23 protein-coding genes are annotated in these 23207 nt (G+C 66.4%); 16 read left to right on the top strand and 7 right to left on the bottom strand.

Annotated elements, in window-relative coordinates:
- The first annotated feature begins 19 nt into the window (after nt 1–19).
- A complete protein-coding gene (locus AC5P7R_RS04455; protein ID WP_478435853.1) occupies nt 20–1765 on the top strand; it encodes a putative porin in 1746 nt (581 codons plus the stop codon).
- 97 nt (nt 1766–1862) lie between these two features.
- Nucleotides 1863–2192, top strand: a complete 330-nt coding sequence (locus AC5P7R_RS04450) for a hypothetical protein (protein WP_005416760.1) — start codon at nt 1863–1865, stop codon at nt 2190–2192.
- Nucleotides 2193–2302: 110 nt separating this feature from the next.
- On the opposite strand, the gene AC5P7R_RS04445 is transcribed toward AC5P7R_RS04450, so the two are convergent.
- The 4 genes from AC5P7R_RS04445 to AC5P7R_RS04430 all read right to left on the bottom strand — a co-directional run bounded on the left by AC5P7R_RS04445 (nt 2303) and on the right by AC5P7R_RS04430 (nt 5100).
- On the bottom strand, nt 2303–2701 hold the full coding sequence (locus AC5P7R_RS04445; RefSeq protein WP_021202286.1) for an OsmC family protein: 399 nt from the start codon (nt 2699–2701) through the stop codon (nt 2303–2305).
- Between the two features lie 84 nt (nt 2702–2785).
- Nucleotides 2786–3427, bottom strand: coding sequence for a hydrolase (locus tag AC5P7R_RS04440; RefSeq protein WP_024956505.1), 642 nt, complete (start codon nt 3425–3427; stop codon nt 2786–2788).
- A 53-nt stretch (nt 3428–3480) separates the two neighbouring features.
- Nucleotides 3481–4161, bottom strand: a complete 681-nt coding sequence (locus AC5P7R_RS04435) for a hydrolase (RefSeq protein ID WP_021202287.1) — start codon at nt 4159–4161, stop codon at nt 3481–3483.
- A gap of 72 nt (nt 4162–4233) precedes the next feature.
- On the bottom strand, nt 4234–5100 hold the full coding sequence (locus AC5P7R_RS04430) for a pirin family protein (RefSeq protein WP_227853844.1): 867 nt from the start codon (nt 5098–5100) through the stop codon (nt 4234–4236).
- A gap of 150 nt (nt 5101–5250) precedes the next feature.
- Here AC5P7R_RS04430 and AC5P7R_RS04425 point away from each other — a divergent pair, with 150 nt between their 5' ends.
- The 11 genes from AC5P7R_RS04425 (at nt 5251) to AC5P7R_RS04375 (ending at nt 17485) form a co-directional block, all read left to right on the top strand.
- The gene (locus AC5P7R_RS04425; protein ID WP_134729068.1) at nt 5251–6177 is read left to right on the top strand and encodes a LysR family transcriptional regulator; all 927 of its coding nucleotides are present in this window, start codon (nt 5251–5253) and stop codon (nt 6175–6177) included.
- 128 nt (nt 6178–6305) lie between these two features.
- On the top strand, nt 6306–6806 hold the full coding sequence (locus tag AC5P7R_RS04420; RefSeq protein ID WP_021202290.1) for an RNA polymerase sigma factor: 501 nt from the start codon (nt 6306–6308) through the stop codon (nt 6804–6806).
- A gap of 85 nt (nt 6807–6891) precedes the next feature.
- Nucleotides 6892–7848 carry a FecR family protein gene (locus tag AC5P7R_RS04415; RefSeq protein ID WP_227853845.1) on the top strand — a complete coding sequence of 319 codons (957 nt, stop codon included), beginning with the start codon at nt 6892–6894 and terminating at the stop codon, nt 7846–7848.
- Nucleotides 7849–8030: 182 nt separating this feature from the next.
- Nucleotides 8031–11150 (top strand): TonB-dependent receptor, encoded by a 3120-nt coding sequence (locus AC5P7R_RS04410; RefSeq protein ID WP_227853846.1) that lies wholly within the window; start codon nt 8031–8033, stop codon nt 11148–11150.
- A 27-nt stretch (nt 11151–11177) separates the two neighbouring features.
- Nucleotides 11178–11933, top strand: coding sequence for a Slam-dependent surface lipoprotein (locus AC5P7R_RS04405; protein ID WP_021202293.1), 756 nt, complete (start codon nt 11178–11180; stop codon nt 11931–11933).
- 59 nt (nt 11934–11992) lie between these two features.
- Entirely contained in the window at nt 11993–12757 is a 765-nt protein-coding gene (locus tag AC5P7R_RS04400; protein WP_019659846.1) for a Slam-dependent surface lipoprotein, read from the top strand.
- A 90-nt stretch (nt 12758–12847) separates the two neighbouring features.
- Nucleotides 12848–14302, top strand: coding sequence for a porin family protein (locus AC5P7R_RS04395; protein ID WP_227853847.1), 1455 nt, complete (start codon nt 12848–12850; stop codon nt 14300–14302).
- Nucleotides 14303–14438: 136 nt separating this feature from the next.
- Entirely contained in the window at nt 14439–14843 is a 405-nt protein-coding gene (locus AC5P7R_RS04390; RefSeq protein WP_019659844.1) for a response regulator, read from the top strand.
- A 9-nt stretch (nt 14844–14852) separates the two neighbouring features.
- Entirely contained in the window at nt 14853–16439 is a 1587-nt protein-coding gene (locus tag AC5P7R_RS04385) for a sensor histidine kinase (RefSeq protein WP_021202297.1), read from the top strand.
- Between the two features lie 71 nt (nt 16440–16510).
- The gene (locus AC5P7R_RS04380) at nt 16511–16852 is read left to right on the top strand and encodes a type II toxin-antitoxin system prevent-host-death family antitoxin (RefSeq protein WP_010485378.1); all 342 of its coding nucleotides are present in this window, start codon (nt 16511–16513) and stop codon (nt 16850–16852) included.
- Between the two features lie 3 nt (nt 16853–16855).
- Nucleotides 16856–17485 carry an ATPase gene (locus AC5P7R_RS04375; protein WP_021202298.1) on the top strand — a complete coding sequence of 210 codons (630 nt, stop codon included), beginning with the start codon at nt 16856–16858 and terminating at the stop codon, nt 17483–17485.
- Nucleotides 17486–17584: 99 nt separating this feature from the next.
- Here the strand turns inward: AC5P7R_RS04375 and proP are convergent, their stop codons facing one another.
- The 3 genes from proP to AC5P7R_RS04360 all read right to left on the bottom strand — a co-directional run bounded on the left by proP (nt 17585) and on the right by AC5P7R_RS04360 (nt 19774).
- A complete protein-coding gene (gene proP, locus AC5P7R_RS04370; RefSeq protein WP_021202299.1) occupies nt 17585–19072 on the bottom strand; it encodes a glycine betaine/L-proline transporter ProP in 1488 nt (495 codons plus the stop codon).
- A gap of 260 nt (nt 19073–19332) precedes the next feature.
- A complete protein-coding gene (locus AC5P7R_RS04365; protein WP_256202341.1) occupies nt 19333–19461 on the bottom strand; it encodes a hypothetical protein in 129 nt (42 codons plus the stop codon).
- An 85-nt stretch (nt 19462–19546) separates the two neighbouring features.
- A complete protein-coding gene (locus AC5P7R_RS04360) occupies nt 19547–19774 on the bottom strand; it encodes a hypothetical protein (protein ID WP_019337747.1) in 228 nt (75 codons plus the stop codon).
- 162 nt (nt 19775–19936) lie between these two features.
- On the opposite strand from AC5P7R_RS04360, the gene AC5P7R_RS04355 reads away from it, so the two are divergent.
- The 3 genes from AC5P7R_RS04355 to AC5P7R_RS04345 all read left to right on the top strand — a co-directional run bounded on the left by AC5P7R_RS04355 (nt 19937) and on the right by AC5P7R_RS04345 (nt 23130).
- The gene (locus tag AC5P7R_RS04355; RefSeq protein ID WP_019337746.1) at nt 19937–20353 is read left to right on the top strand and encodes a baeRF12 domain-containing protein; all 417 of its coding nucleotides are present in this window, start codon (nt 19937–19939) and stop codon (nt 20351–20353) included.
- Between the two features lie 5 nt (nt 20354–20358).
- Nucleotides 20359–20682: a thioredoxin family protein gene (locus AC5P7R_RS04350; RefSeq protein WP_019659840.1), complete on the top strand. Its 324-nt coding sequence runs from the start codon at nt 20359–20361 to the stop codon at nt 20680–20682.
- A 96-nt stretch (nt 20683–20778) separates the two neighbouring features.
- Entirely contained in the window at nt 20779–23130 is a 2352-nt protein-coding gene (locus tag AC5P7R_RS04345) for a GH92 family glycosyl hydrolase (RefSeq protein ID WP_227854207.1), read from the top strand.
- Nucleotides 23131–23207: the final 77 nt, after the last annotated feature.

Here is a 23207-nt window from a genome sequence, read left to right as displayed (position 1 = left end):
TCTTTGGATGAGAACCGTGATGAACGACCACGACCGCGCACGAACCGACTCCCGCTGCTCGCGGCCGGCCCGACGGGCGCTGCTGTGCTGCGCCGTGCTGCTCAGCCTGGCCGCCCCGGCCGGTGCGATGGCCGCAGAAACCACCATGGTCAAGCTGATCAAGGGCCTGATCGCCAGTGGCGCGCTGAAGCCCGAAGACGGCCAGGCATTGCTGGTGCAGGCCGAGGCTGAAGCAGCGGCCGCGTCGCGCACCGCGACCACCGTACCTTCGGCCGCCAGCGGTGGCGTGGCCCTGGAGGCCGGCGACGTGCGCGTGCCCTACGTGCCGCAGAGCGTGCGCGACGGCATCCGTGACGAAGTGCGCCAGGACGTGATGGCGCAGGCCAGGTCCGAGAGCTGGGCGGCACCGAACGAAGTGGCTGAGTGGACCAAGCGCATCAAGGTCACCGGCGACATGCGCGTGCGCAGCGAGTCGCGCTTCTTCTCCGAACGCAACAGCGACATCGTGAGCAACTGGTCGTCGATCAATTCCGGCAACGGCTTCGACACCAACACCAACACCAACCTGCAGCTGCCGCCGCTGCTGAACACCCGCCAGGACCGCCGCAACCTGTGGCGCATCCGCGCTCGCCTGGGCATCGAGGCGACCATCGGCCAGCACACCACGGCCGGCGTGCGCCTGGCCAGCGGCAGCAGCAATGGCCCGGTGTCAACCACCGAACAGCTGGGTGGTGGCCTGAGCAAGAAGGACGTGTGGCTGGACCAGGCCTGGCTGGCCTACAGCCCGGCCGATTGGGTGACGGTGCGCGGCGGCCGCTTCGGCAATCCGTTCTGGACCAGCGATACGCTGTTCTCCAACGACCTGAACTTCGACGGCCTGGCCGCCAACCTGAAACACGACTTCAACGGGGGAGATCTCGAGCTGTTCGGCAACCTTGCGGTGGTACCGCTGGAGTACACCTCCGACAGCTCGCCCAGCCAGAGCCGGGTCAAGACCCCGAACGAGAACAAGTGGCTGTCCGGTGCACAGGTCGGCATGAACTGGCGCTTCAACGACGACAATGCGCTGCGTGCCGCACTGGGCTACTACGATTTCAAGAACATCAGCGGCCGCCTGTCCTCGCCGTGCGCGCTATATGCGGGCGCGGTGGGCTGCGATACCGACTGGTCGCGCCCAGCGTTCATGCAGAAGGGCAATACCCTGATGCTGATCCGCGACATCGCGCGCAATCCGCTGGACCCGGCCAACACGCCGACCCCGCAGTATGTCGGCCTGGCCTCGGCATTCCGCCTGGCCACGCTCAACCTGCGCTGGGATACGCAGTTGGCTCAGGGCATCGGCCTGCGCCTGGATGGCGACTACATCCGCAACCTGGCCTACGACAAGCAGGCCATGTTCAGCCGCGCCAACAACGGCATCGTCAACAACTACGGTGCCGGTGGCGCCGCCAGCATCGATACCTTCCGCAGTGGCGACACCGCCTGGATGGTGCAGGCCACCTTCGGTGCCACCGACCTGAAGGAGAAGGGCCAGTGGCAGGCGCTGCTGGGCTACAAGCATATCGAGGCCGATGCGCTGCCCGATGCCTACAACGACCCGAACTTCCACCTCGGTGGCACCAACGCCCGCGGCTACTACGTGGGCGGCGCCTACGCGCTGGACGCGCGCAGCTGGATCAGCGGCAAGTGGATGGCGGCCAAGGAAGTGTCCGGTGCTCCACTGTCGATCGACGTGTTCCAGCTGGAGTTCAATTCCGGGTTCTGAGTGACGGCGTGATGTGGATCAGGTAGTGCGTGGCGGGGGCGCAGTGATGCGCCCGTCTAGGGAAAGGAGACCACGCGTTGCACATATGGAGGAGTGGATGAGCCGTCGCAAGCTGTTTGAAAGTTCCGAACCGTCCAGTCGATCGCTGGGCATCGGGCCGGCCTATGTCTCGGTGGAGGGGCTGCGCCAGCACTTGGCGGAGTTCCTGCTGTATGCAGGCCGGCCGGTGGTGATCATGCGCGGGCGCAGCGAAGTGGGTTACTTCCTGCCGGCGCGCTGCTGGCGCCAGCGTGACGACGATCCGCTGGCGGCGGCCGCCGCCGACCAGCTGTTGGACGCGGCCGGGTTCCAGGCCGAGGATATCCAGCAGGTGGAGCAGGAATTCAACGCGATGCGCCAGCGCACCGTGCTGCATTCACGGCGCTGAGCGGCCGCCGGGCATGGCCCGGCGCTACCCGATGGCCCCGCGCCGCTCCGGTAGCGCCGGGCCATGCCCGGCTAGCGTCGTCTGTAGATCCACGCCATGCGTGGATGGGGCTACGCTGCGGCCCCACGCTCACTGGTGATGCGTGCACCTTCGCGCATCACCAGGGTCACCGGGGTCTTTTCCACCACCTCCAGCAACCGCTGCCACTGCGCATCGCTCAGCGCGGCGCTGGCATGCAGCACGCGGTGCACGTGGAAGCGTCCATCCGCGTCACGTTCCGAGCGCAGCTCGGCATGGAACTCGCCCAGTTCCCAGCCCTTGCGCTGCGCATACATGCGCAGGGTGATGGCGGTGCAGGCCGCCAGCGAGGCCAGGTACAGGTCGAACGGTGCGAAGCCCTTGCCCTGGCCGCCCAGCGAGGCAGGCTCGTCCGCATCCACATCGAATGTGCCGTTGCTGATGTGGTGCAGGTAGTTGTCGGCGGTCGAAACAATGCGTGCGTAGGCCATCACGTTCTCCATCTGTCTATAGCGTCGAGCCATGCTCGACCGTTCCCAAGGGCGGCGCCAGCCAGGGTCGGCGCCGCCACGCAATCACTCGGTACGATCGTACGAGAACTGGATGCCCGCCGTACCGCCGGTTTCAATGAAGAGGTTCATGAAGGCCGGCACCGTTTCCGAACGTGCCCAGTCGCGCTGCAGCTCGCAGAACAGCTGCGGCACGCTGATCAACTGGCCACCGGCCTGTTCGATTCGGCGCAGCGCGGCATCGTGCGCGGCCAGCGAGGTACCGCCGACGGCGTCGACCACCACATACACCTCATAACCTTCCTTCAACGCATCCAGCGCCGGGAAGGTCAGGCAGGCCTCGGTCCACAGCGCGGTCATGATCAGCTTGCGGCGTCCGGTGGCTTCCACCGCCTTGCGGAACTCGACGTCCTCCCAGGAGTTGATGGTGGTGCGGTCGTAGGTGGGATAGTCGCCCAGCACCTTGCGCAGCTGCGGAATCGGCGGTTTGTTCAGGCCGGTCTTGACGTTCACCGTCGAATGCACGATCGGCAATCCATAGGCGACGGCGGCCTTGGCGGTGCCGACGATGTTGTTGACCAGCAGCTGGCGGTCCATCGAGGCGATGGAGTTCACCTGCACCGGCTGGTAGTCGATGATGATGAAGGCGGAATTCTGCGGGGTCAGCAGGTGGTCGCTGACCGGGTCGCGGATCGGTTCACTGGACATGATGGGTCTCCTGGTTCGGGGAAGTGCCGGCGGTCGGCCGGCACCGGGACAGCTCAGCTGCGTTGAGAATCCAACGGTTCGTGGCTCTTCTGCACCTCCTGCGCCTTCAGGTAGCTTTCGATCAGCAACTGGTAGTTCGGGAAGGTCTTCGTGTAGACCTCGGCCCATTGCTGGGCATCGTCGCGGTTCCAGGTGCGCTGGATCTCCGAGGCCACCGCGGCGGTGTCCATCGGTACCACGCCGGCCTGCACCACGCGGGCCAGGGTGATCTCCTCGGCCATCTTCGAATAGGTGCCGGACGCGTCGATGACTGCGAACACCTGGTAGCCATCGGCAACGGCGGCGATTGACGGGAAGGCCATGCACACGCTGGTGATGGTGCCGGCAATGATCAGCTGCTTGCGGCCGGTGGCCTTCACTGCGGCAACGAATTCCGGGTTGTCCCAAGCGTTGATCTCACCCTTGCGCGGCACGTACTGGGCATGCGGGGCTGCGTCGTGGATCTCCGGGATCAGCGGGCCGTTCGGGCCCTGCGGAACAGAGGCGGTGGTGATCACCGGCATCTTTGCCAGCGTGGCCATCCTGGCCAGTGCGGTGGCGTGGGCGCGCACGCTGGTGAACGGCATGTCACCGATGGTCTGGAACAGGCCGCTCTGATGGTCGATCAGCAGCATCGCGGCGTTGTCCGGATCGATCACCGGGCGGGCACCGTTGAAGTTGCCGGGGGTACTCATGGTCAGTCTCCTGGAGAAGGTGGGCGATGGCCCGGAAGGTGCGGCGGGCCAATACCCGCAGCATTGAAACGATCAGTGCGCGATCTGGCCGAAGCGGCCGCTGTTGAAGTCGTTGACCGCCTGCGCGATCTCGGCCTGGCTGTTCATCACGAACGGGCCATAGCCCAGCACCGGCTCGTCGATCGGTTCACCGCTGAGCAGCAGCACGGTGGCGTCGCTATCGGCGTCGACGAACACGTCCTCGCCGCTGCGGTCGAAGGTGACCAGCTGTGCCTCGCCGACCGGCTGGCCGCCGTTGATCCGCACCGAGCCCTTCAGCACCACCAGCGCCAGCGTGCGGCCATCGGCCACCGGCAGTTCGGCGTGGTGGCCCTGCCGCAGGCGGATATCCCAGACATCCATCGGCGTGTGGGTACGCGCCGGGCCGGCATGACCGTCGAAGCGGCCGGCGATGACACGCACGCGGCCGGCGCCATCGGGCAGATCCACCGAGGGGATCTGTGCGTCGAGCAGGGTCTGGTAGCCCGGTAACCCCATCTTGTCGCGCGCCGGCAGGTTCACCCACAGCTGGACCATGTCCAGCGTGCCGCCGCGTTTGCTGAATTCCGGCGTGTGGAATTCCTCGTGGAGGATGCCGGAGGCAGCGGTCATCCACTGCACGTCACCCGGGCCGATGGTGCCGCCGGCCCCGGTTGAATCGCGGTGGGCGACCTCACCTTCATAGACGATGGTGACGGTCTCGAAACCGCGATGCGGATGCTGGCCAACGCCACGCGGGGTATCGCTGGGAGCGAAGGTGTAGGGGCCGGCATAGTCCAGCAGCAGGAACGGGCTCAGGTGCTGGCCGTGGGTGTTGTAGGAAAACATCGAACGGGCGGGGAATCCGTCGCCCACCCAGTGCGGGCGGGGGGCGCTGTAGGTACCGGTGACACGCTTCATGGCGATCTCCTGGCCGGGGCTGCCGGCCGCTGTTCTTCGTTGCGAAGACGATATCGCCGCGACAATGAGGCCAGTAGGCGCCAATATTTGCCGTCATAGTCCTATCTGGTGAACAATGGTCGCAGGCCGTGGGCCGCAGGAGATCGCCCCGTGTTCATCGCAGATATCCGCCGTTGTGACCTCAACGACCTGTTCTACTTCGCCATGGTGATCGAGCACGGCGGCTTCTCGCAGGCAGGCCGGGCGCTGGCCATGCCGAAGTCGAAACTGAGCCGGCGTATCGCGCTGCTGGAGGAACGGTTGGGCGTGCGCCTGATCCAGCGTTCGACCCGGCGCTTCTCGGTCACCGAGGTCGGCCAGGACTACTACCGCCATTGCAAGGCCATGCTGGTCGAGGCCGAAGCGGCCGAAGAAGCAATTGCGATGTCACGCGCCGAGCCGCGCGGCACGATCCGCTTGGCGTGCCCGATCGCGATCCTGCATGCACGCATCGGCACGATGTTGGCCGATTTCCTCGCCCTGCACCCGCAGGTGACGGTGCAGCTGGAGGCCACCAACCGGCGCGTCGACGTGGTGGGCGAGGGTGTGGACGTGGCGATCCGCGTGCGACCGCCGCCGCTGGAGGACAGTGACCTGGTGGTACGCGTGCTGGCGCGCCGGGTCTGGTGCACCAGTGCCAGCCCGGCGCTGTTGCAGCGGCTGGGCGCGCCGCAGGTGCCGGCCGATCTGGCGATGATGCCGACCGTCGATCTGGCGTCGCCCAGCCAGCAGCATGTCTGGGAATACACCGGGCCGGACGATGTGCTGGCCAGCGTGCACCATCGCCCGCGGCTGGTCAGCGATGACATGATCGCGCTGCGCACCGCCGCGGTGGCCGGGGTGGGCCTGCTGATGCTGCCGCGGATGATGATCAGCGGCGAACTGGCCAGCGGTGCGCTGGTGCCGGTGCTGCCCGAGTGGGTGCCAAAGCATGGCATCGTGCACGCGGTGTTTCCATCGCGACGCGGCCTGTTGCCTGCAGTGCGTGCGCTGATCGATTACCTCGCCGAGCGCTTCGAGGCGCTGGAGGAACCCTAGGTCTTCCAACCACACCATGCGTGGATGATATCGGGGCCTCTGCTTGCCGCCTGCGGCCGCGCAGCCCACAATCCACGTCCGGACCGTCGCCATCACGCCCATCATTCCCCGGTCCGGCCTTGGCACCTATGTCTCCCAATGCCCTGGCGCTGGTCGAGCTGCTGATCCGCGAGCGCCGTGCGTTGTCTCGCTTCATCGCGCGCTATCTCGACCCGGCCAGTACCGAGGACACCCTGCAGAACCTGTACCTGAAGGCCAGCAGCGTGCCCGGCGATCCGCCCATCCTCGAGCCGCGCGGCTATCTGTACCGGATGGCCTACCACCACGCGCTCAACCGCAGCAAGTCCGACGCCCGCGAGCGGCGTGCGATGGCCGAGTACGCCCTCGACATGGCCGAGGCCAGCCGCGATGGCGAGGCGCAGGCGCTGGACCAGGCGCAGCTGCGCGAGATCACCCATACCATCCTCGCGCTGCCGGCCCAGGTGCGTGAGTGCTTCGTGCTCAACCGCTACCTGGGCCTGAGCGAGCGCGAGATCGCCGCCAGGCTGGGTATTTCCAAGAGCCTGGTCGGCAAGAATGTGCTGCGGGCGGCGCTGTTGATCCAGCAGCATCAGCAGGGAGTGCATTGATGAGCTGCGATTGCCGTGGGCAGATCGCGCCCGCCGTTGTCACAACAGGAAGGCGCACCCGTTCGTGGTGCGGCAGGCCACAACCATGAACACGTCCGAACCCTCGCCGCGTCAGGCCAGGCAGGCGTTGCGCTGGGTGATCCGGTGCAGTGCAGGCCCGCTGCCGGAACGTCAGCAACGAACCCTGCAGCGCTGGCTGCAGGCCGACCCTTGCCATGCGCTGGCCTGGCGCCAGCAGCAGGCCTTCTGGCAGGGCTTGGATGCCGCCGGGCCAGAGGTGCTGGCCGCGCTGCCAGGGCTGACGGCTGATCGCGAAGGGTGGCGCCCGATCGCACCGCGCCGCCGCCTGCCGTGGCTGTTGGCCAGTGCCGCCGCCGTGGTACTGGTGGTCGCGGCCGCACCGCAGGCGTTGCTGCTGGCACGCAGTGACCTGCGCAGCAGCGATGCACCGCGCGTGGTGCAGCTGGAGGACGGCAGCACCGCCGTACTCGATGCGGGCACCGCATTGGCGGTTGAGTTCGATGGTCAGCGGCGGCACCTGCGCCTGCTGCGCGGCCAGGCCTGGTTCCAGGTGGTGCATGAACAGCGACCGTTCCAGGTCGAGGCCGGCGGTGGCCAGATCCGTGACATGGGCACCGCCTTCAGCGTGTCGATGCGGGACACCACGGTCGTGACTCAGGTCAGCGAGGGCGTGGTCGATGTGCGCCCAGGCGATGGCAGCGTGCAGCGCCTGCATGCTGGGCAGGCACGGGTGTTCCGTGACGGTCGCTGGCTGCGGCCGGTGCAGCTGGAAGATCTCGAGACGATGGCGCCGTGGCGGCGTGGCGAGGTAGTGATCGACGATCAGCCGGCCGCGCAGGCCATCGCTGATCTCGCGCGCTACCGTCGTGCACCAGTCTGGGTACTGGGCGGGCAGGGCGCGGACTTACGGGTCAGTGGTCTGTTCCATCTGCAGCAACCGGAGGCCGCCATCGATGCGGTGGCCGCGCAGGCAGGGCTGCGTGTGCAGCGCTTGCCCGGCGGCGCGCTGTTGGTGTGGTGAGGCTCGCGCAATGCCCGGATGAACCGGTCGCATAAAAAAAACATGAAAAAACCGTGGGCAATCGCCACATCGCGCTGTCTATAGAGGTATAGCCAGAGCGAAACACCGTTTCTCCTCAAGCCAGACATGCCACCGGCACCGGATGTGCCCGTGGTTCCGCCACGCTTGAGGAGTTCCTGTCCATGCCGTCCACGGCATCCGCCTGTCATCGTCGCGTCACCGCCCTGGCCCTGGCCATCTCCACTGCATTGCTGCCGCTGGCCTGGGCGCCGGGCGTGCAGGCGCAACCGGCGGTCGTCGCGCCGTTGCGCCAGTACACGATTCCGGAACAGCCCCTGGCCGACGCTGTGCGTGCCTTTGGCCGCCAGGCCGATGTGCAGGTGGTGTTCCGCAGTGACCTGGTGGAGGGCCGCCGCTCCAGTGCGGTGAAAGGCGAGTACAGCCAGATGCAGGCGCTGCAGCAGCTGTTGCGCGGGAGTGGCGTGCGCGCACAGCGCGGCATGGACGGCACCTGGAGCCTGCGGGCCGCAGTGGAGGCGGGTGAAGGGCAAGGGGTGCGGGTAACCGAGACTCTGGACGTGGCCGGTCGCCTGCAGTCGGAAGGGGGCGAGGCGCGTGATCGGCGCGGCTACGATGATGTGTTCGCGCTGGACCTGACCACGGCGTATTCGGGGCGCGACCGGGTGGAGCGCTACCGCGGCTCCAACCCGGCCGACGTGGTCAAGGATCTGGTCGGTGTGTTCAGTGGCGATGCGCGCAACAGCGGCGCACTGGACATCAACATCCGCGGCATCCAGGGCCCGGGGCGGGTGCCGGTCAGCATCGACGGTGGCGAACAGGCGCTCACGGTCTGGCGCGGCTACAACGGCGTCAGCAACCGCAATTACATCGATCCCAACCTGATGGGTGGCATCCAGGTCATCAAGGGGCCAGGGCTGGTGCGCGATGTGCACAGCGGGATCGGTGGCGCGCTGGTGATCAAGACCATCGACGTCGATGACATCGTGGAAACGGGTGAGCGCTTCGGCGGGGAGCTGAAGATCGAAGGCAGCAGCAATGCGGTGGCGCCACGCCTGCCGCGGCTGCACACCGGCGAGGATTACCGCACCGTGCCGGGGTTCCCGCAGGGCTCGCCGAACTCGCCCTACGACGACCGCACCCTGGTGGTGCCGGTGAAGTCGCGCAGTGGCAACAACCCCTTCGATGGCGAGGACCAGGCCTGGCGCCTGGCGCTGGGCGTGCGTGGCGACAACGTCGACCTGATGGCCGCCTACGCCTGGCGCAAGCGCGGCAACTACTTCTCCGGGACCCGGGGCAACGCCTACTACGACCAGGACCGGCGCGAGCAGTTCGAGTACCAGGGCATCGACTACATCACCACGCTGGCGCGCTACTTCAAGCCCGGCGATGAAGTGCCCAATACTTCCAGCGAACAGGAGTCCTGGCTGGTCAAGGGCAGCTGGCAGATCAACGATGACCAGCGGTTGAAGGCGACCTGGCGGCGAACGCTGTCGCACTATGGCGAGATCATGCCGTCGCGCATCTTGTCCGCGCCGGACTATGGGCGCATCCAGTGGCCGCTCAGCCGGGTTGCGTCCGATGCCTGGAACCTGGAGTACCGCTTCCAGCCGGCCGGCAGCCGCTGGCTGGACCTCTACGCCAACCTGTGGCGCACAGAGACGGACAGCGATACCTACACCGCAGGCGGCTTTCCGAACTTCGCCCCGGGCAATCCGGACTGGAATGCCGGCGCCAGCCCGATTCTGCGCAACACCGCGCTGGCAAATGCGAGCAACGACCGGACCGGCCTGACCCTGAGCAACCGCTTCGCCCTGCATTCGACCCTGGACCTGACCGTGGGCGGCAACTGGCAATACGAGAAGCTCGGTTCGCGCGACCCGTATTTCGGCCCGTCCGACGGCTGGCGCATGTACCCGCGTGCCGGCCGTCGCCAGGAGGGCGAGGGCTACCTCACTCTGGAATGGCGTCCGGTCGACTTCCTGACCCTCAATGCCGGCGTGCGTTACAGCCGTTACTGGGCGTTCGACGACTTCCTGCAGGCCCACCCGGAACTGCAGACGACCTCGATCGTGCCGCGCGAAGCGCAGTACCGGGTGAATGAACTGCCGCCGCGGCCGGACAGCCTGCAGGGCGAGATCGACGCACTCGAGAGTGAGCGGGAATTCTGGGACAGCATCGGCATGGGCTGGATCGTCGATCAGTCGCTGGCCGACCTGCTGCGCAAGTACGAGACACCCAGGGAGGTCCAGCACGGCATTCCCTGGTTGCCCGATGCAAACGGTAACTACAGCCGAGCCACCAATCCCTGCCTCAACGGCCAGGTCGCCGCCATCCCCGGGCTGCTGCCGATGGTCCTCGGCACCGACATCCGCTGCAGGATCGGGGGCGGGGCGATGCAGTCGGTGGCCGGGCGCAACGAACGGCACCGCGATCACGCCTGGTTGCCGACGTTCTCGGCGACGGTGCGTTTCTCGCCGGCCGCTCGTGCCTATCTGCGCTACAGCGAGGCGGTGCGCTTCCCCAGCATGTTCGAAAGCACCATTGCGTTCTCCAGCAGCCTCAATCCGCTGTATCCACTCAAGCCGGAGCATGCCTACAACTACGAGCTGGGGTACGTGCACAACCTTTCCGGGCTGTTCGGCAACACCGCCGATGCCGACGTCAAGCTGGCCTACTACGTGCACAAGACCCGCAATGTCATCGAGCGTGATGCGTACTTCATGTTCGACAACATCGACAAGCAGACCATCCGCGGCATCGAGCTGCAGGCGCGCTTCGACAACCGGCGCTTCTTCACCGATCTGGGCATCAGCCGCATCCTTGAAAACGAAGTCTGCGACGAAAGCTCGGCGGTACGGCTGGATGCGGACCAGGGGCGGGTGCCCAACTGCGTCCAGGACGGCTTCGTCAGCGGCTATCTGCTGACCCAGGCCACGCCGAAGCTGTCGGTGAACTGGTCACTCGGCACCCGCCTGTTCGATGAGCGCCTGGAGCTGGGCAGCCGCATCGTGCACTACCAGCGGCACGACAATCCGGACCTGCAGGCCTACCGCGACCGCCTGATCGCCGGGGGCAGCAGCCTGCTCTGGCAGAACGTGCCCTTCACCTGGGGAAACATCACCACGGTGGATGCCTACGCCCGCTGGCGTTTCAACCAGCACGCCAGCGTCGAGCTGGTCGGCAGCAATCTCGGCAACCGCTATTACGTCGACCCGGCAACACGCTCAACGCTTCCGGCACCGGGCCGCACGATCAAGCTTGGCATCACCGCACGCTTCTGAGTCCGCATTCGACAGGGAGAATCAACCGTGAAACAGCCCCGCACCCTTGTACTTTCGATCGGCCTGCTGGCTTCCATGCCGGTCATGGCTGCCGACATCGCTGGCGGGCAGAGCCCGGCCCAGGACGGCGTCCATTACATCAACGCAGGCGAATCGACACTCAATGCCGGTCCGCACCGTTCCGGTCGCGCAGGCATTTCGTTGGGGCCGTATGCCAACGCGGCGCGAGTGGACGTGGCCAGCCTTGTGCCCTACGCCACCACGGTGGTGCGTGGCGCAACCACGGTCCGCACGCTGGGCCCGGACGCAGGCCTGCCGTTCGCCACCGCTGGCGTGGGCCACTTCAGCTTCGTGCAGGTGGGCAATGCAGATGTCTGGTTCGGTGAATGGTCATCCAGCGGCGCGCAGGCGGGCTTCAATCACCGCCAGGTGTTCTTCGTCGGTGACCGTGCCGGTACTTCGCTGCCAGCAGGCATCGTGACCTACACCTTGGCTGGCATCAACCGCTTTGATGGCAGCGGCGTGTTGGAAGGTGCACTGCGGGCGAATTTCGATACCGGCACCGTCACCGCCGGCCTGGTCGGGACCGGATACAGGCTCGCCGCGAGCGGCACGCTGGATCGCGCCACCGGTGCGTTCAGCGGTTCGGCCATCGCCAATGGTTCGATCATCGGTACCAGCAGCGGCCAGTTCTTCGGCGCCGGTGCCAGTGCGGTGACCGGCATCGCAACCTTTGCCGGCAACAGCCAGTTCGATACGTCCTTCGGCGGTCAGCGCAACTGATCCGCCGCCGTTCCTTTTTGTGTTGTACCCGTAGTTCCCTCAACCCAAGGAGCAATACCATGAAAATGATCAACCGTTCCCTGTTGGCCGTCGCCGCTGCACTGGCCCTGGCCGGCACTGCGCAGGCGGCCGACATCGTCGGCGCTGCCAGCCCGGCGACCGATGCGCAGCTGTACGTCAAGGTGGGTGCGTCGGAAGTCAACGGCGGCCCGCACTCGGCCGGCAAGGCCGGTATCGGCGTTGGCACCGTGTCCAATGCCAAGCCGGTCGATTTCCAGGGCCTGGCGGCCTACTCGGCCCCGACCACCGTCAATGGTGTCACCGTACGCACGCTGGCCATGCCGATCACCGGTACCCCTGGCAGCCATTCCGGCATGGGCCACTTCAACTTCGTGAAGGTCGGCAGCGGCGATGTGTGGTTCGGCGAGTGGTCCAAGGATGGCGCCGCTGGTGGCTTCAACAACCGCCAGGTCTATTTCGTCGGTGACCGTGCCGGCACCACGCTGCCGGCCGGCGTGGCCACCTACAGCGTGGCAGGCCTGAACAAGTTCAATGGCAGCAACCTGCTGTCGGGTACGTTCCGCGCCAACTTCGGCAATGGCACCCTGCTCGGTGGCCTGAGCGGTGGCGGCCTGTCGATCAACGTCAACGCCAACATCAACAGCGCCAACGCCTCGTTCGCCGGCACCGCCACCGCCAACGGCAGCGTTGCCGGCACCACCCAGGGCCAGTTCTTCGGCGCCAACGCGGCCACCCTGGCCGGTATCGCCACCTTCAGCGGCAACAGCCAGTACGACACCGCCTTCGGCGGCAGCAAGAACTGATCGCCACGCCCCTGACGGGGCAGGGCAGGGACAAGCCGCGATCCGCCAGTCCCTGCTTCGGCCCGCTGCATGCATCACCACGGATCGACCATGCGCCATTCCATCTTCCTTGTCGTACTGCTGTTGGCCGCCACCGAGGTGTGCGCCCAGCAGGACGATCTTCGACGCGTGCTTGAACAGGGCACTGAGCTGCGCCACCAGCAGCAGGACCAGCAGTGCCTGCAGCAGGCCGAGTCGGAGCGGCCAACCATCACCATCGACGGCCAGACGCTGCGCGTGGAGCGCACCGTCGATGATCTGGGCCAGGCTCTCTACCTGTCTCTGCAGCATCAGCAATGGCAGGCCGCCGCTGCGTTTCTCGACGAGTACATCGAACTGCCTGGGCATGACCCCCTGCTGCGCCACCATGCGCAGGGAGCGCTGGCACGGGTGGCCGGCAACCATCGTCGCGCGGCGAAGGAGTACGAAGCCCTGCTGGCTGCGCAGCCGGATTTTCTGCCAGCCCGCCTCGAGCTGGCGCGTGTCTATGCGGAAGATCAGCGCGATCGCGATGCGGTCGCGCTGTTCACGGCCATCGCTGCAGGCATCAATGCCGATGATCCGGCCACGGCCGGCGTCCGCGCGCGCGTGGACGGCTACCTGGGTGCCCTGCACGCGCGCCAGCGCTGGAAAGGCGCGCTGTCCGCCGGCCCGGCATGGAGTGACAACATCAACCGCAGCTCGGCCAGCCGCACCTGCCTGTTCGGCGTGGGCGACGCCTGCATCATCGAACGGAAGCTGCCCGACGCCCAGCGCGCGCCTGGTCTTGACTACGACGCCAGCCTGGAACGGCGCTGGGTGCTCAGCGGGCATCATGGGCTGTACGTGCGCGGTCTCGCCTTTGGTCAGACATGGCGCGGGCACAGTGCGTACAACGAGCTCAATGCCAACGTACAGGTGGGTTACAGCTGGCGCAGCGCGCGGCAGACCGTGCTGCTCGCCCCCAGCCATGACTACCAGGGCCTGGGTAACCAGGCGCTGCAGGGCGGCAGTGGCGTGCACGCGGAATGGCAGTACGCCCTGGACGCGCGCAGCCTGCTCAAGCTGGAGGCCGACTGGAAGCGCCAGCGCTATCGCCAGCAGGGCCTGGCCAGCAACTACGACGGCGAGCTGGCATCGGCGTATGCCACCTGGTTCCGCGCGCTCAACCCGCGCTGGACGGTCTTCGCCGGGCTGGATGTCACTGGCAGCAGCGCCGCCGACCCGGCCAACGGTTACCGCCAGCATGGCCTGCGCCTGGGGGCGGCGCGCCAGTGGACGGGCACCACCGCAACCGTATTCGTGTCGCTGCGCCACCGCGACTACGACGCCTGGAGTCCGTTGCTGGAGGCGCGCAGGCAGGACGACGAACAGAACCTGATCGCCATCGTCCGCAGCGAGCGCCTGGCCGTGGCCGGGCTGGTACCCAGCCTGAGCCTGCGCCACGCGCGCATCGACAGCAACGTCGGCTGGCTGTACAGCCACGACCGCAGCCTGCTCAGCCTGAAGTGGGAACGGGCCTTCTGAACGCGGCGTTGCAATGCCGCGGTGAACGCGCCGTGGCCGCGACCTTCATCCATCATCACGCGCTCTTGTAGCCCGGTTCGCGCATCCTGCGGGCGTTGCGGCAGAGGTGGGCCGCGTGTATCGAGGAGCGCCGGTCGTGCTGGAAGCGGGCAACAAACCAGAGGGCCTGAAAGGGCTGCGTGTACTGGTGGCGGAGGATGAATTCGCCATCGCGATGTTCCTGGTCGACTATCTGGAGCTGAAAGGCGCACAGGTGGTGGGGCCTGCCGGTGACCTGCAGGCGTTGGGGCAGCTGGTCGATACCCATCCCATCGATGTGGCGCTGCTGGACATCAATCTGGGCGGCGAACAGGTCTATCCGCTGGCCGACCGGCTGGCCGAGGCCGGCACCCCGTTCCTGCTGACCTCCGGCTACGACGACAACCTGCCAAGCCGCTTCGCCAGCGCGCCGCGCTGTACCAAGCCGTATCACATTGAAGCCCTGGTGCAGCAGCTGGCCGGGCTGGTGGCGACGCCGCAGGTCTCTGCGGGCATCGCCTGATCGCGCGGCATGTCGCGCCGTCCTGAAGGCATCCGCGCCACCGAGCTGCGTGGCGGCATGCCACCTGCAGCGCACCCGCACGGGCGCCACGATGGCATGGCTGCGCGCATCGCCCGCCATGACTGGTCATCCACGCCGCTGGGAGCGTATGAGCGGTGGCCGCCACACCTGCGCGCCACCGTCGACCTGATGCTGGCGCATGGTTTCCCGATGATCGTGCTGTGGGGCGAGCAGCTGGTGCAGCTCTACAACGATGGCTATGCCGAGATCCTGGCCGACAAGCATCCCGGCGGACTCGGCCAGCCGACCCGTGAATGCTGGCCCGAGGTGTGGCATATCAACGGGCCGATCTACCAGCGCGTCTGGCAGGGCGAAACCATCACTTACGAGGACAAACTCTATCCCCTCGCGCGCCGCGGGCGGTTGGAGGATGTGTGGTTCACCATTACCTACAGCCCCATCCGTGGCGAAGAGGGGCGCGTCAGCGGCGTGCTGGTCACCATGTTCGAGACGACGGCGGCGCATGTGGCCCAGTCGGCCCGCGAACGCGAAGAGCAGAAGCGGCGGGAGGCGGACCGCCGCCTGGCATTGGCCTTCAAGGTACTGCCGGTGGGCGTCTGCATCGTCGATGCCGAGGGGTGCCTGCAGCTCTCCAACGACCAGATGCGCACCTACCTTCCCACCGGCAAGGTGCCCTCCACGGATCTGCCCAACCACCACCGCTGGCAGGGATGGCACCCCGACGGCTCGCGCATCGAACCCAGGGATTTCGCCATAGCCAGGGCCTTGCGCGGTGAGACGGTAGTGCCCGGGCTGGAGTTCCAGTTCAAGCATGACGACGGGCGCGCGCGCTGGACCCGTGTGGCCGCCGCGCCGCTGCGCGATGCAGACGGCGAGGTGACGGGCGTATTTGCCATCGCTGTGGACATCGACGATCTCAAGCGTGCCACCGAGCGCCAATCGGTACTGCTGGCCGAACTGCAGCACCGGGTGCGCAACATCATGTCGACCATCCATGCCATTGCCTGGCGGACCCGTGAGTCGGTCAGCAGTGTGGATGATTACGCGGAACGGTTGTGCGGACGATTGATGTCGCTGGCGCGCACGCAGAGCCTGCTTACCCGTGGCGCCAATGCCGGGGTCTGCCTGCGTGGCATGCTCGATGAGGAGATCGCAGCGCAGACGCCGGTCACTGCCGCCTATCGCCTGCAGGGCGAGGATGTGCTGCTGCCACCGAAGGCGGCCGAAGTGCTGTCCCTGGCGATCCACGAATTGGCGACCAACGCCCTGCGGCATGGTGCGCTGACCCATGAGGATGGCCGGATCGACGTGTCCTGGCACCTGCAGGTGCAGGACGGACAGCCATGGCTGGGCCTGCACTGGTGTGAACGCCATGCCGCCGTGGAAGACTGGGAGCTGCCGCGCCAGCGCGGCCTGGGCCGTGCGCTGATCGAGCAGCGCGTGCCCTATGAGCTGGCCGGCAGTGGTGAACTGCACTTCGATCCGCAGGGGCTGGATGCCTGGATCCGCTTCCCACTGCGCGAGCGTGACAGCCTGCTGCAGACCGATGCGCCACAGACCGGCTCCGGCGCGTGAAACGGCATTTATATCCAATTTGGCCAAATTGGGTATAGTGGACATTATCCACTTCTGCCTGGAGCCGTGCCATGACCCTGCCACTGGATCTGCCTGGACTTGAGAAGGCCCCGGCCTCGTCTGTGAAGACCAGGGGCTGGCCGAGCCTGATGCGTACCGTGCGTGAGAAGCAGGCGCTGGTCATCACCAACCACAACCACCCCGAAGCGGTGATCGTGGATATCCGCACCTACCAGGAGCTGTTGGCCAAGGCTGCCGGCAGCGATGCCGGTGAGCGCAGTGAAGAACTGCTGCGCCTGCGCGGCGAATTCGACCAGACCCTGGCTGGCCTGCAGCGCGGTGAGGGGCTGGGCAAGGTGCTGGGCCAGCCGATCCGCCGCGGCCGCAAGGTCACCCTCGGCCGTCCGCTCTGACCGATGGGGCGGATCCTGGTGCTGGCCGGCGTCAACGGCGCCGGCAAGAGTTCGCTGCTGGGAACCTGGCTGGAAGCCGAAGGGCTGGGCTGGTTCAACCCCGATTCGTTCACCCGCCGCCTGGTAGAGGCGGGCTGGCCGCTGCCCGACGCCAATGCCGAGGCCTGGCAGGAAGGCACCCGCCGCCTGCGCCAGGCCATGGCCGATGGCACGGACTTCGCCTTCGAGACCACGCTGGGCGGCAACACCATTCCGCGCCTGCTGCGCGAGGCCTGCGAGCACCATCACGTCGCGATCTGGTTCTGTGGCCTGGCCACGGTGGACCTGCACATTGCCCGTGTTGCAGCGCGGGTGGCCGCCGGCGGCCACGACATTCCGGTGGAGAAGATCCACGCCCGCTTCGATTCGGCGCGCGAGAACCTGCTGGAACTGCTGCCACACCTGGCCGAGCTGCATGTCTACGACAACAGCGCTCCCGCCGGCGCCGACGGCTGCGTCGAGCCGCTGCCGGTGCTGGCGATGGCGCACGGCCAGCTGCAGTACCCGGCCTCGGTGGCCGAGCTGCTGCACACGCCGGACTGGGCCAAACCCATCGTGATGCGTGCGATGGAGTTGAACGCTGCGCGCGATTGAGGGCGCGTACGTTGTAGAGCCGAGCCCACGCTCGGCTGATCCCTCGAAAGGCAGCCGCGCGCGGGCTTGGCCGTACAACAACGCCGGCTTCGCCGAGCCTCAGGCCGGCTTTACCTGCTCAGGCTCCGCAGTCTCCGGCAGTGGCGGCAGGCTCGGGTCCACCGTCACCGGCACATCGCTCTTCAGCAGTGCGGCGGCTTCCTTGTCGCTGCCGACCGCCGGCGGTGAACCGCGCAGCGGCAGGCCAGCGGTCTCCTTCACGAACAGCATGGTGACCAGGCCGATCACTGCCGCGCCCATCAGGTAGTAGGCCGGCACCAGCGGATCGCCGGTACGTTCCACCAGCCATGCGGTCACCAGTGGCGTGGTGCCACCGAACAGCGACACCGACACATTGAAGGCGATCGACAGTGCGCTGTAGCGCACCGGGGTATAGAACAGCGCCGGCAGCGTGGACGGCATCGAGCTGGTGAAGCACACCAGTGCCAGGCCCAGCAGCATCAGGCCGAGGAAGATCAGCCAGTCGTTGCCGCTGCCGAGCAGCAGCAGGCAGGGTACGGCCAGCACCAGCAGCGCGATGCAGGCACCGATGATCATCGGGCGACGGCCAAGCTTGTCACTGAACAATCCGCCGACGATGTTCAGCGGCATCATCACCAGCATCACGATGATGATCAGCAGCAGGCCCTTGCTCTCGGCATAGCCCATGGTGACGCTGAGGTAGCTGGGCATGTAGGTCAGCAGCATGTAGTCGGTCACGTTGAACACCAGCACCAGGCCCATGCAGACCAGCAACTGGCGGCCATGTACCTGGATCAGCGCGGCGAGCCCGGGCCGGTCGTGCTCGCGCTTCTCGGCTTCCTCGGCGAAGGCGCGGAAGGCCGGCGTTTCCTCCAGTTTCATGCGCATGTACAGGCCGAGCAGGCCCAGCGGGCCGGCCACCAGGAATGGAATGCGCCAGCCCCAGTCCAGCATCTGTCCGCTGCTCAACAGCATGTGGAGCGCGGTCACGGTTCCGGCGCCGGCGATGTAGCCGCCCAGCGTGCCGAACTCCAGCCAGCTGCCCATCAGGCCGCGGTTGCGGTCGGTGGAATACTCGGCGATGAAGGTGGCCGCACCGCCGTACTCGCCGCCGGTGGAGAATCCCTGCACCACACGTGCCAGCAGCAACAGCACCGGTGCCCAGATGCCGATGCGCTCGTAGGAGGGAATCAAGCCGATCGAGAACGTGCCCAGCGCCATCAGGATCATGGTGAACGCCAGCACTTTCTGGCGCCCATAACGGTCGCCGAGCGGGCCGAACACCAGGCCGCCGAGTGGACGCACCAGGAATGCCACGGTGAAGGTGGCGAAGGCGGCGATCACCTGTGCCGTTGGGTTGCTGGACGGGAAGAACACCTGGCCGATGGTGACGGCCAGATAGCCGTAGACACCGAAGTCGAACCACTCCATGGCATTGCCAAGTGCGGCGGCGCCCACGGCGCGCTTGAGCATGGGCTTGTCGACGACGGTGATCTCATCGACCTTCAGGTGGCGGCGGCGTTTGAACCAGCCGAAGTGGGCATGGGAATCGGGCGTGTCCTGCATAGGGGCTCCCTTGTAGGTATGGAATAGGGGAATGGGTGCTGTGGTGTATCCCGGAAATCGGAAACGGCGATGCAGGCGCAAGTGGCGCAGGGGCATCGGAAGGCGGCGTGGGGGCCGGGGAATGTGTGCAGGCGCAACGCCACGCGCACGGCAAAGCGCCGCCGCAGGGGCGGAGACGCGAAAACGGAATCACAGCGGCCGAGCAGTCAGCGGCCAGGTATCACATCAGCGTAGGGGTGCAGGCAGAGCGCCTGCTGGCGTCATCCGCCGGGATCCAGCGCGAGGCGATGGAAATGCAGGGCGGGAGCATTCGTGGCAAGCGAAGCGCCGGTCGGCAGTGCTTCCCACGTAACAGGTGCGCCCGTCACGTAGTGGGTCGTGTCGATCATCCTTTCATCATAACGGCATCGGCGTGAGCATGCAGCGAAGCAGGCCGATCTGCACGCTGTGTTCCACCTCGCCTGTTCAGAAGGCTCAGGCCGACTTCGCCACCAAACCGAACACCGTGCAGGCCATCGCCAAGGCGCCCGGCAGTGCCAGTTTCCGCGTGACCAGTGCGGCGCCGATCATGGTGAGCACCGAGAGCATGATGGCCAGGGCGAAGAACGGTTGGCCCTGCAGGAACTGGTGGATGCAACCGGCACAGCCGGCAATGGCCAGGCTGGTGGCAAAGCAGACGTGGAACAGTGAGCCAGCGTACACAGAGGTTCCTCGCGATGATGGAGGCCATAGCGGCAGGCAGGCGGACAAATTTAGCGCTGATTGCAGATTGCGATGACGGGATCACATCCTGTACCCGCTCTGGTGACATCGGCGTGCATAAGGTGGAGCGCACACCCACTTTCCGGATTGATGGAGGATGCAATGGCGCGGACGATTCCCGAAGGAACCCTGATCGTGGTAGCCGACGGTGGTTCGGCGCGGGTGTTCACCAACGTGGGCAGCAACCACCAGTTGACCCTGAAGCAGGAAGGCGAACTGCGCCTGCAGGACATCAGCGAGCAGGGTGTATCCGGGCAGGGGCCTGCGGGTGCCGTGCCGAAGGACATGTCGGTCTCGCAGCTCAATGAGGCCACGTTCGCCAAGCAGGTGGCCGAACAGCTCAACGAAGATGCCTTGAAGAACCGCTATGCGCACCTGGTATTGATCGCCGACCCGACCACGCTGGGCCGCATTCGTCCGCTGCTGCATAAAGAGGTCCAGGCGCGATTGCTCGGGGATATTGCCAAGGATCTGACCAACGCGCCGCTGGAAGACATCCAGAAGGCACTGGCGGCGTAGCGCTCATGCCGTTCATGCGTGATCACCTTGCGAACGAGCCCACCTCTGCGGAGGTGGCGGCGCAGCCTGGCTGGCAGGTGCTGGAGTTCGGTGCGCCCTGGTGTGGTCATTGCCAGGCCGCGCAGCCCGCGTTGCAGGCTTTTGTCGAAGCGAACGATCTGCCGCATTGGAAGATCGAGGATGGCAAGGGAAGGCCATTGGGGCGAGCGTTCAAGGTGAAGCTGTGGCCGACGGTGGTGCTGCTGCGCGATGGAGAGGAGATCGCGCGGGTGGTAAGGCCTTTGGACAGCGCGGATCTCATGTCGTTGCAGAGCGCACTTCCCGGTTGAAGAGTAAACCCGGTACGGGACACCGGGCAGTCGCACTGCAGCATGCGGCGTGACAGGCCCGGTGCTAGGATCCGGCTATCGCCTGAATCGATCCAAATGCCGATGCCCACGCTGGACCGTCGTCTCCTGATCGCTGTCGCCGCCACGGCGATGCTCGCTTCCGGCCTGGCGTCGGCCGCGCCTGCCAGAACCGCCGCCGACAAGGCCTATGCCTCGGTCGACCCGTTCATTGGTACGGGTGGTGAAGGCCACACTTACCCGGGTGCCACGGTGCCGTTCGGCATGGTCCAGCTCAGCCCGGACACACGCATCCAGCCACGCGAAAAGGCCTATGGCTGGGCAGCCGGCTACCGCTACGACGACAGCAGCATCGTCGGCTTCTCGCACACGCATTTTTCCGGCACTGGCCATTCCGATCTGGGCGACATCCTGCTGATGCCGTTCACCGGCAGTCCCGGCCTGGAGCGTGGCGATCCTGAGAAGCCGGGCAGCGGCTATGCCTCTCGCTTCCGCCATGACGATGAGAAGGCCGAGCCGGGCTACTACGCCGTCACCCTGGACGACTACAAGGTGCGCGCCGAGCTGACCACCAGTGCGCGCGTGGGCGTGCATCGCTACGCCTTCCCCAAGGGCGCCGACGCCAAGGTGCTGCTGGACATGCGCACCAGCATGTACGACTACCCGGGCAAGGTGCTGTGGTCGCGGGTGCGGGTGCGCGCCGATGGTACGGTGACCGGCTTCCGCGAGACGCGCGGCTGGGCGCCAGGTCGCCAGCTGTACTTCGCGATGCGTTTCTCGCGGCCGCTTTCCGGGCATGAGCTGCACAACACCGAGCAGGACATCGTCTACAAGGGCTTCCCGCCGCCGGGCGAGAAGGATCCAGCGCAGCGCGCACAGGTCGAGGGCCGCCAGCTGGTCGGTACCTTCGCATTCGGCAAGCTGGATGCACCGCTGGTGGTCAAGGTCGCGATCTCGCCGGTCAGCGAAGCCGGCGCCATTGCCAACCTCGACGCGGAAGTGGCCGACTTTGATTTCGATCGCGTGCGTGCGCAGGCGAAACAGGAATGGACGCAGGCGCTGTCGGTGCTCGATATCGATGCGCCCGAGCACGCCCGCCGCAGTGCCTATACCGCGCTGTACCACACCCTGCTGGGGCCGACGCTGTTCATGGATGCCGATGGCCAGTACCGCGGGCCGGACAATGCGGTGCACAAGGCGGATGGCTTCACGAACTACTCGACGTTCTCGCTGTGGGACACCTACCGCGCGCTGCATCCGTTGCTGACGCTGGTGCAGCCGGAGAAACGCAACAGCGACTTCGTCAATTCGATGCTGGCCCACCACGAGCACAGCCCCTACGGCATGCTGCCGGTGTGGTCGTTCCATGGCCTGGAAGACTGGTGCATGATCGGCTACCACGCCGTGCCGGTGATCGCCGACGCCTACGTGAAGGGCATCCGTGGCTTCGATGCCGACAAGGCACTGAAGGCGATGGTCGAGACCGCCAATTACGGCCCCTATGACGGCATCGCGCAGTACCGCGAGCTGGGCTATGTGCCGATCGACGAGGAAGGCGAGGCCGCCAGCAAGACGCTGGAATATGCCTTTGATGATTGGACCATTGCACGCATGGCGCAGGCGATGGGCAAGGGCGATATCGCGGCGACCTTCGACAAGCGTGCCGGCAACTGGCGCAATGCCTTCGACAAGGACACCGGCTTCATGCGTGCGCGCAAGCGCGATGGGAGCTTCCGTACGCCGTTCGACCCCAGCGCCAGCGGCTATGGCACCGACTACACCGAGGGCAACGCCTGGCAGTACTCGTGGTACGTGCCGCAGGACGTCGCCGGCCTGGCGGCGGCGCACGGGGGCAGCGACAAGCTGCTCGCGCGCCTGGACGATGTATTCAACGCCAAGGTGGATCCGTCCATCTTCGAGCACATGGAAGACATCACCGGCCTGATCGGCTGGTATGCGCACGGCAACGAGCCCAGCCACCACGTGGCCTACCTGTATTCGTATGCAGGTCAGCCGTGGCGCACCCAGGCGCGGTTGAAGCAGATCATGGACACCCAGTATGCCGACCGCCCCGATGGCCTGGCCGGCAACGATGATGTCGGCCAGATGTCGGCGTGGTACGTGTTCACCGCCCTGGGCTTCTATCCGGTGGCCCCGGGCTCGGGCGAGTACATCCTCGGCCGCCCGTTCCTGCCGAAGACCGCGATGCGCCTGCCGAACGGCAAGGCGTTCACCATCGTGGCCGATGGGCTGGATGACAGGCACACCTACGTCGGCAACGTGAGCCTCAACGGCAAGCCGCTGCAGCGCACCTTCCTGCGCCATGACGAGATCCTGGCAGGTGGCGAGCTGCGTTTCACCATGCAGGCCGAGCCGAACAAGGATTGGCCGGGGCAGGGCGCGCAGGCGCCCTATGCGATGAGCCGGTGATGATTGGTAGGTGCCGACCTTGGTCGGCACGCTTCACGGCTGACCTTGAACCTGTAGAGCCGAGCCCATGCTCGGCT

This window comes from Stenotrophomonas sp. YJH_SMC_27 (assembly GCF_059369815.1).
The sequence above is the reverse complement of the archived record's forward strand: the minus strand, read 5'-3'. Positions and strand labels throughout refer to the sequence as shown.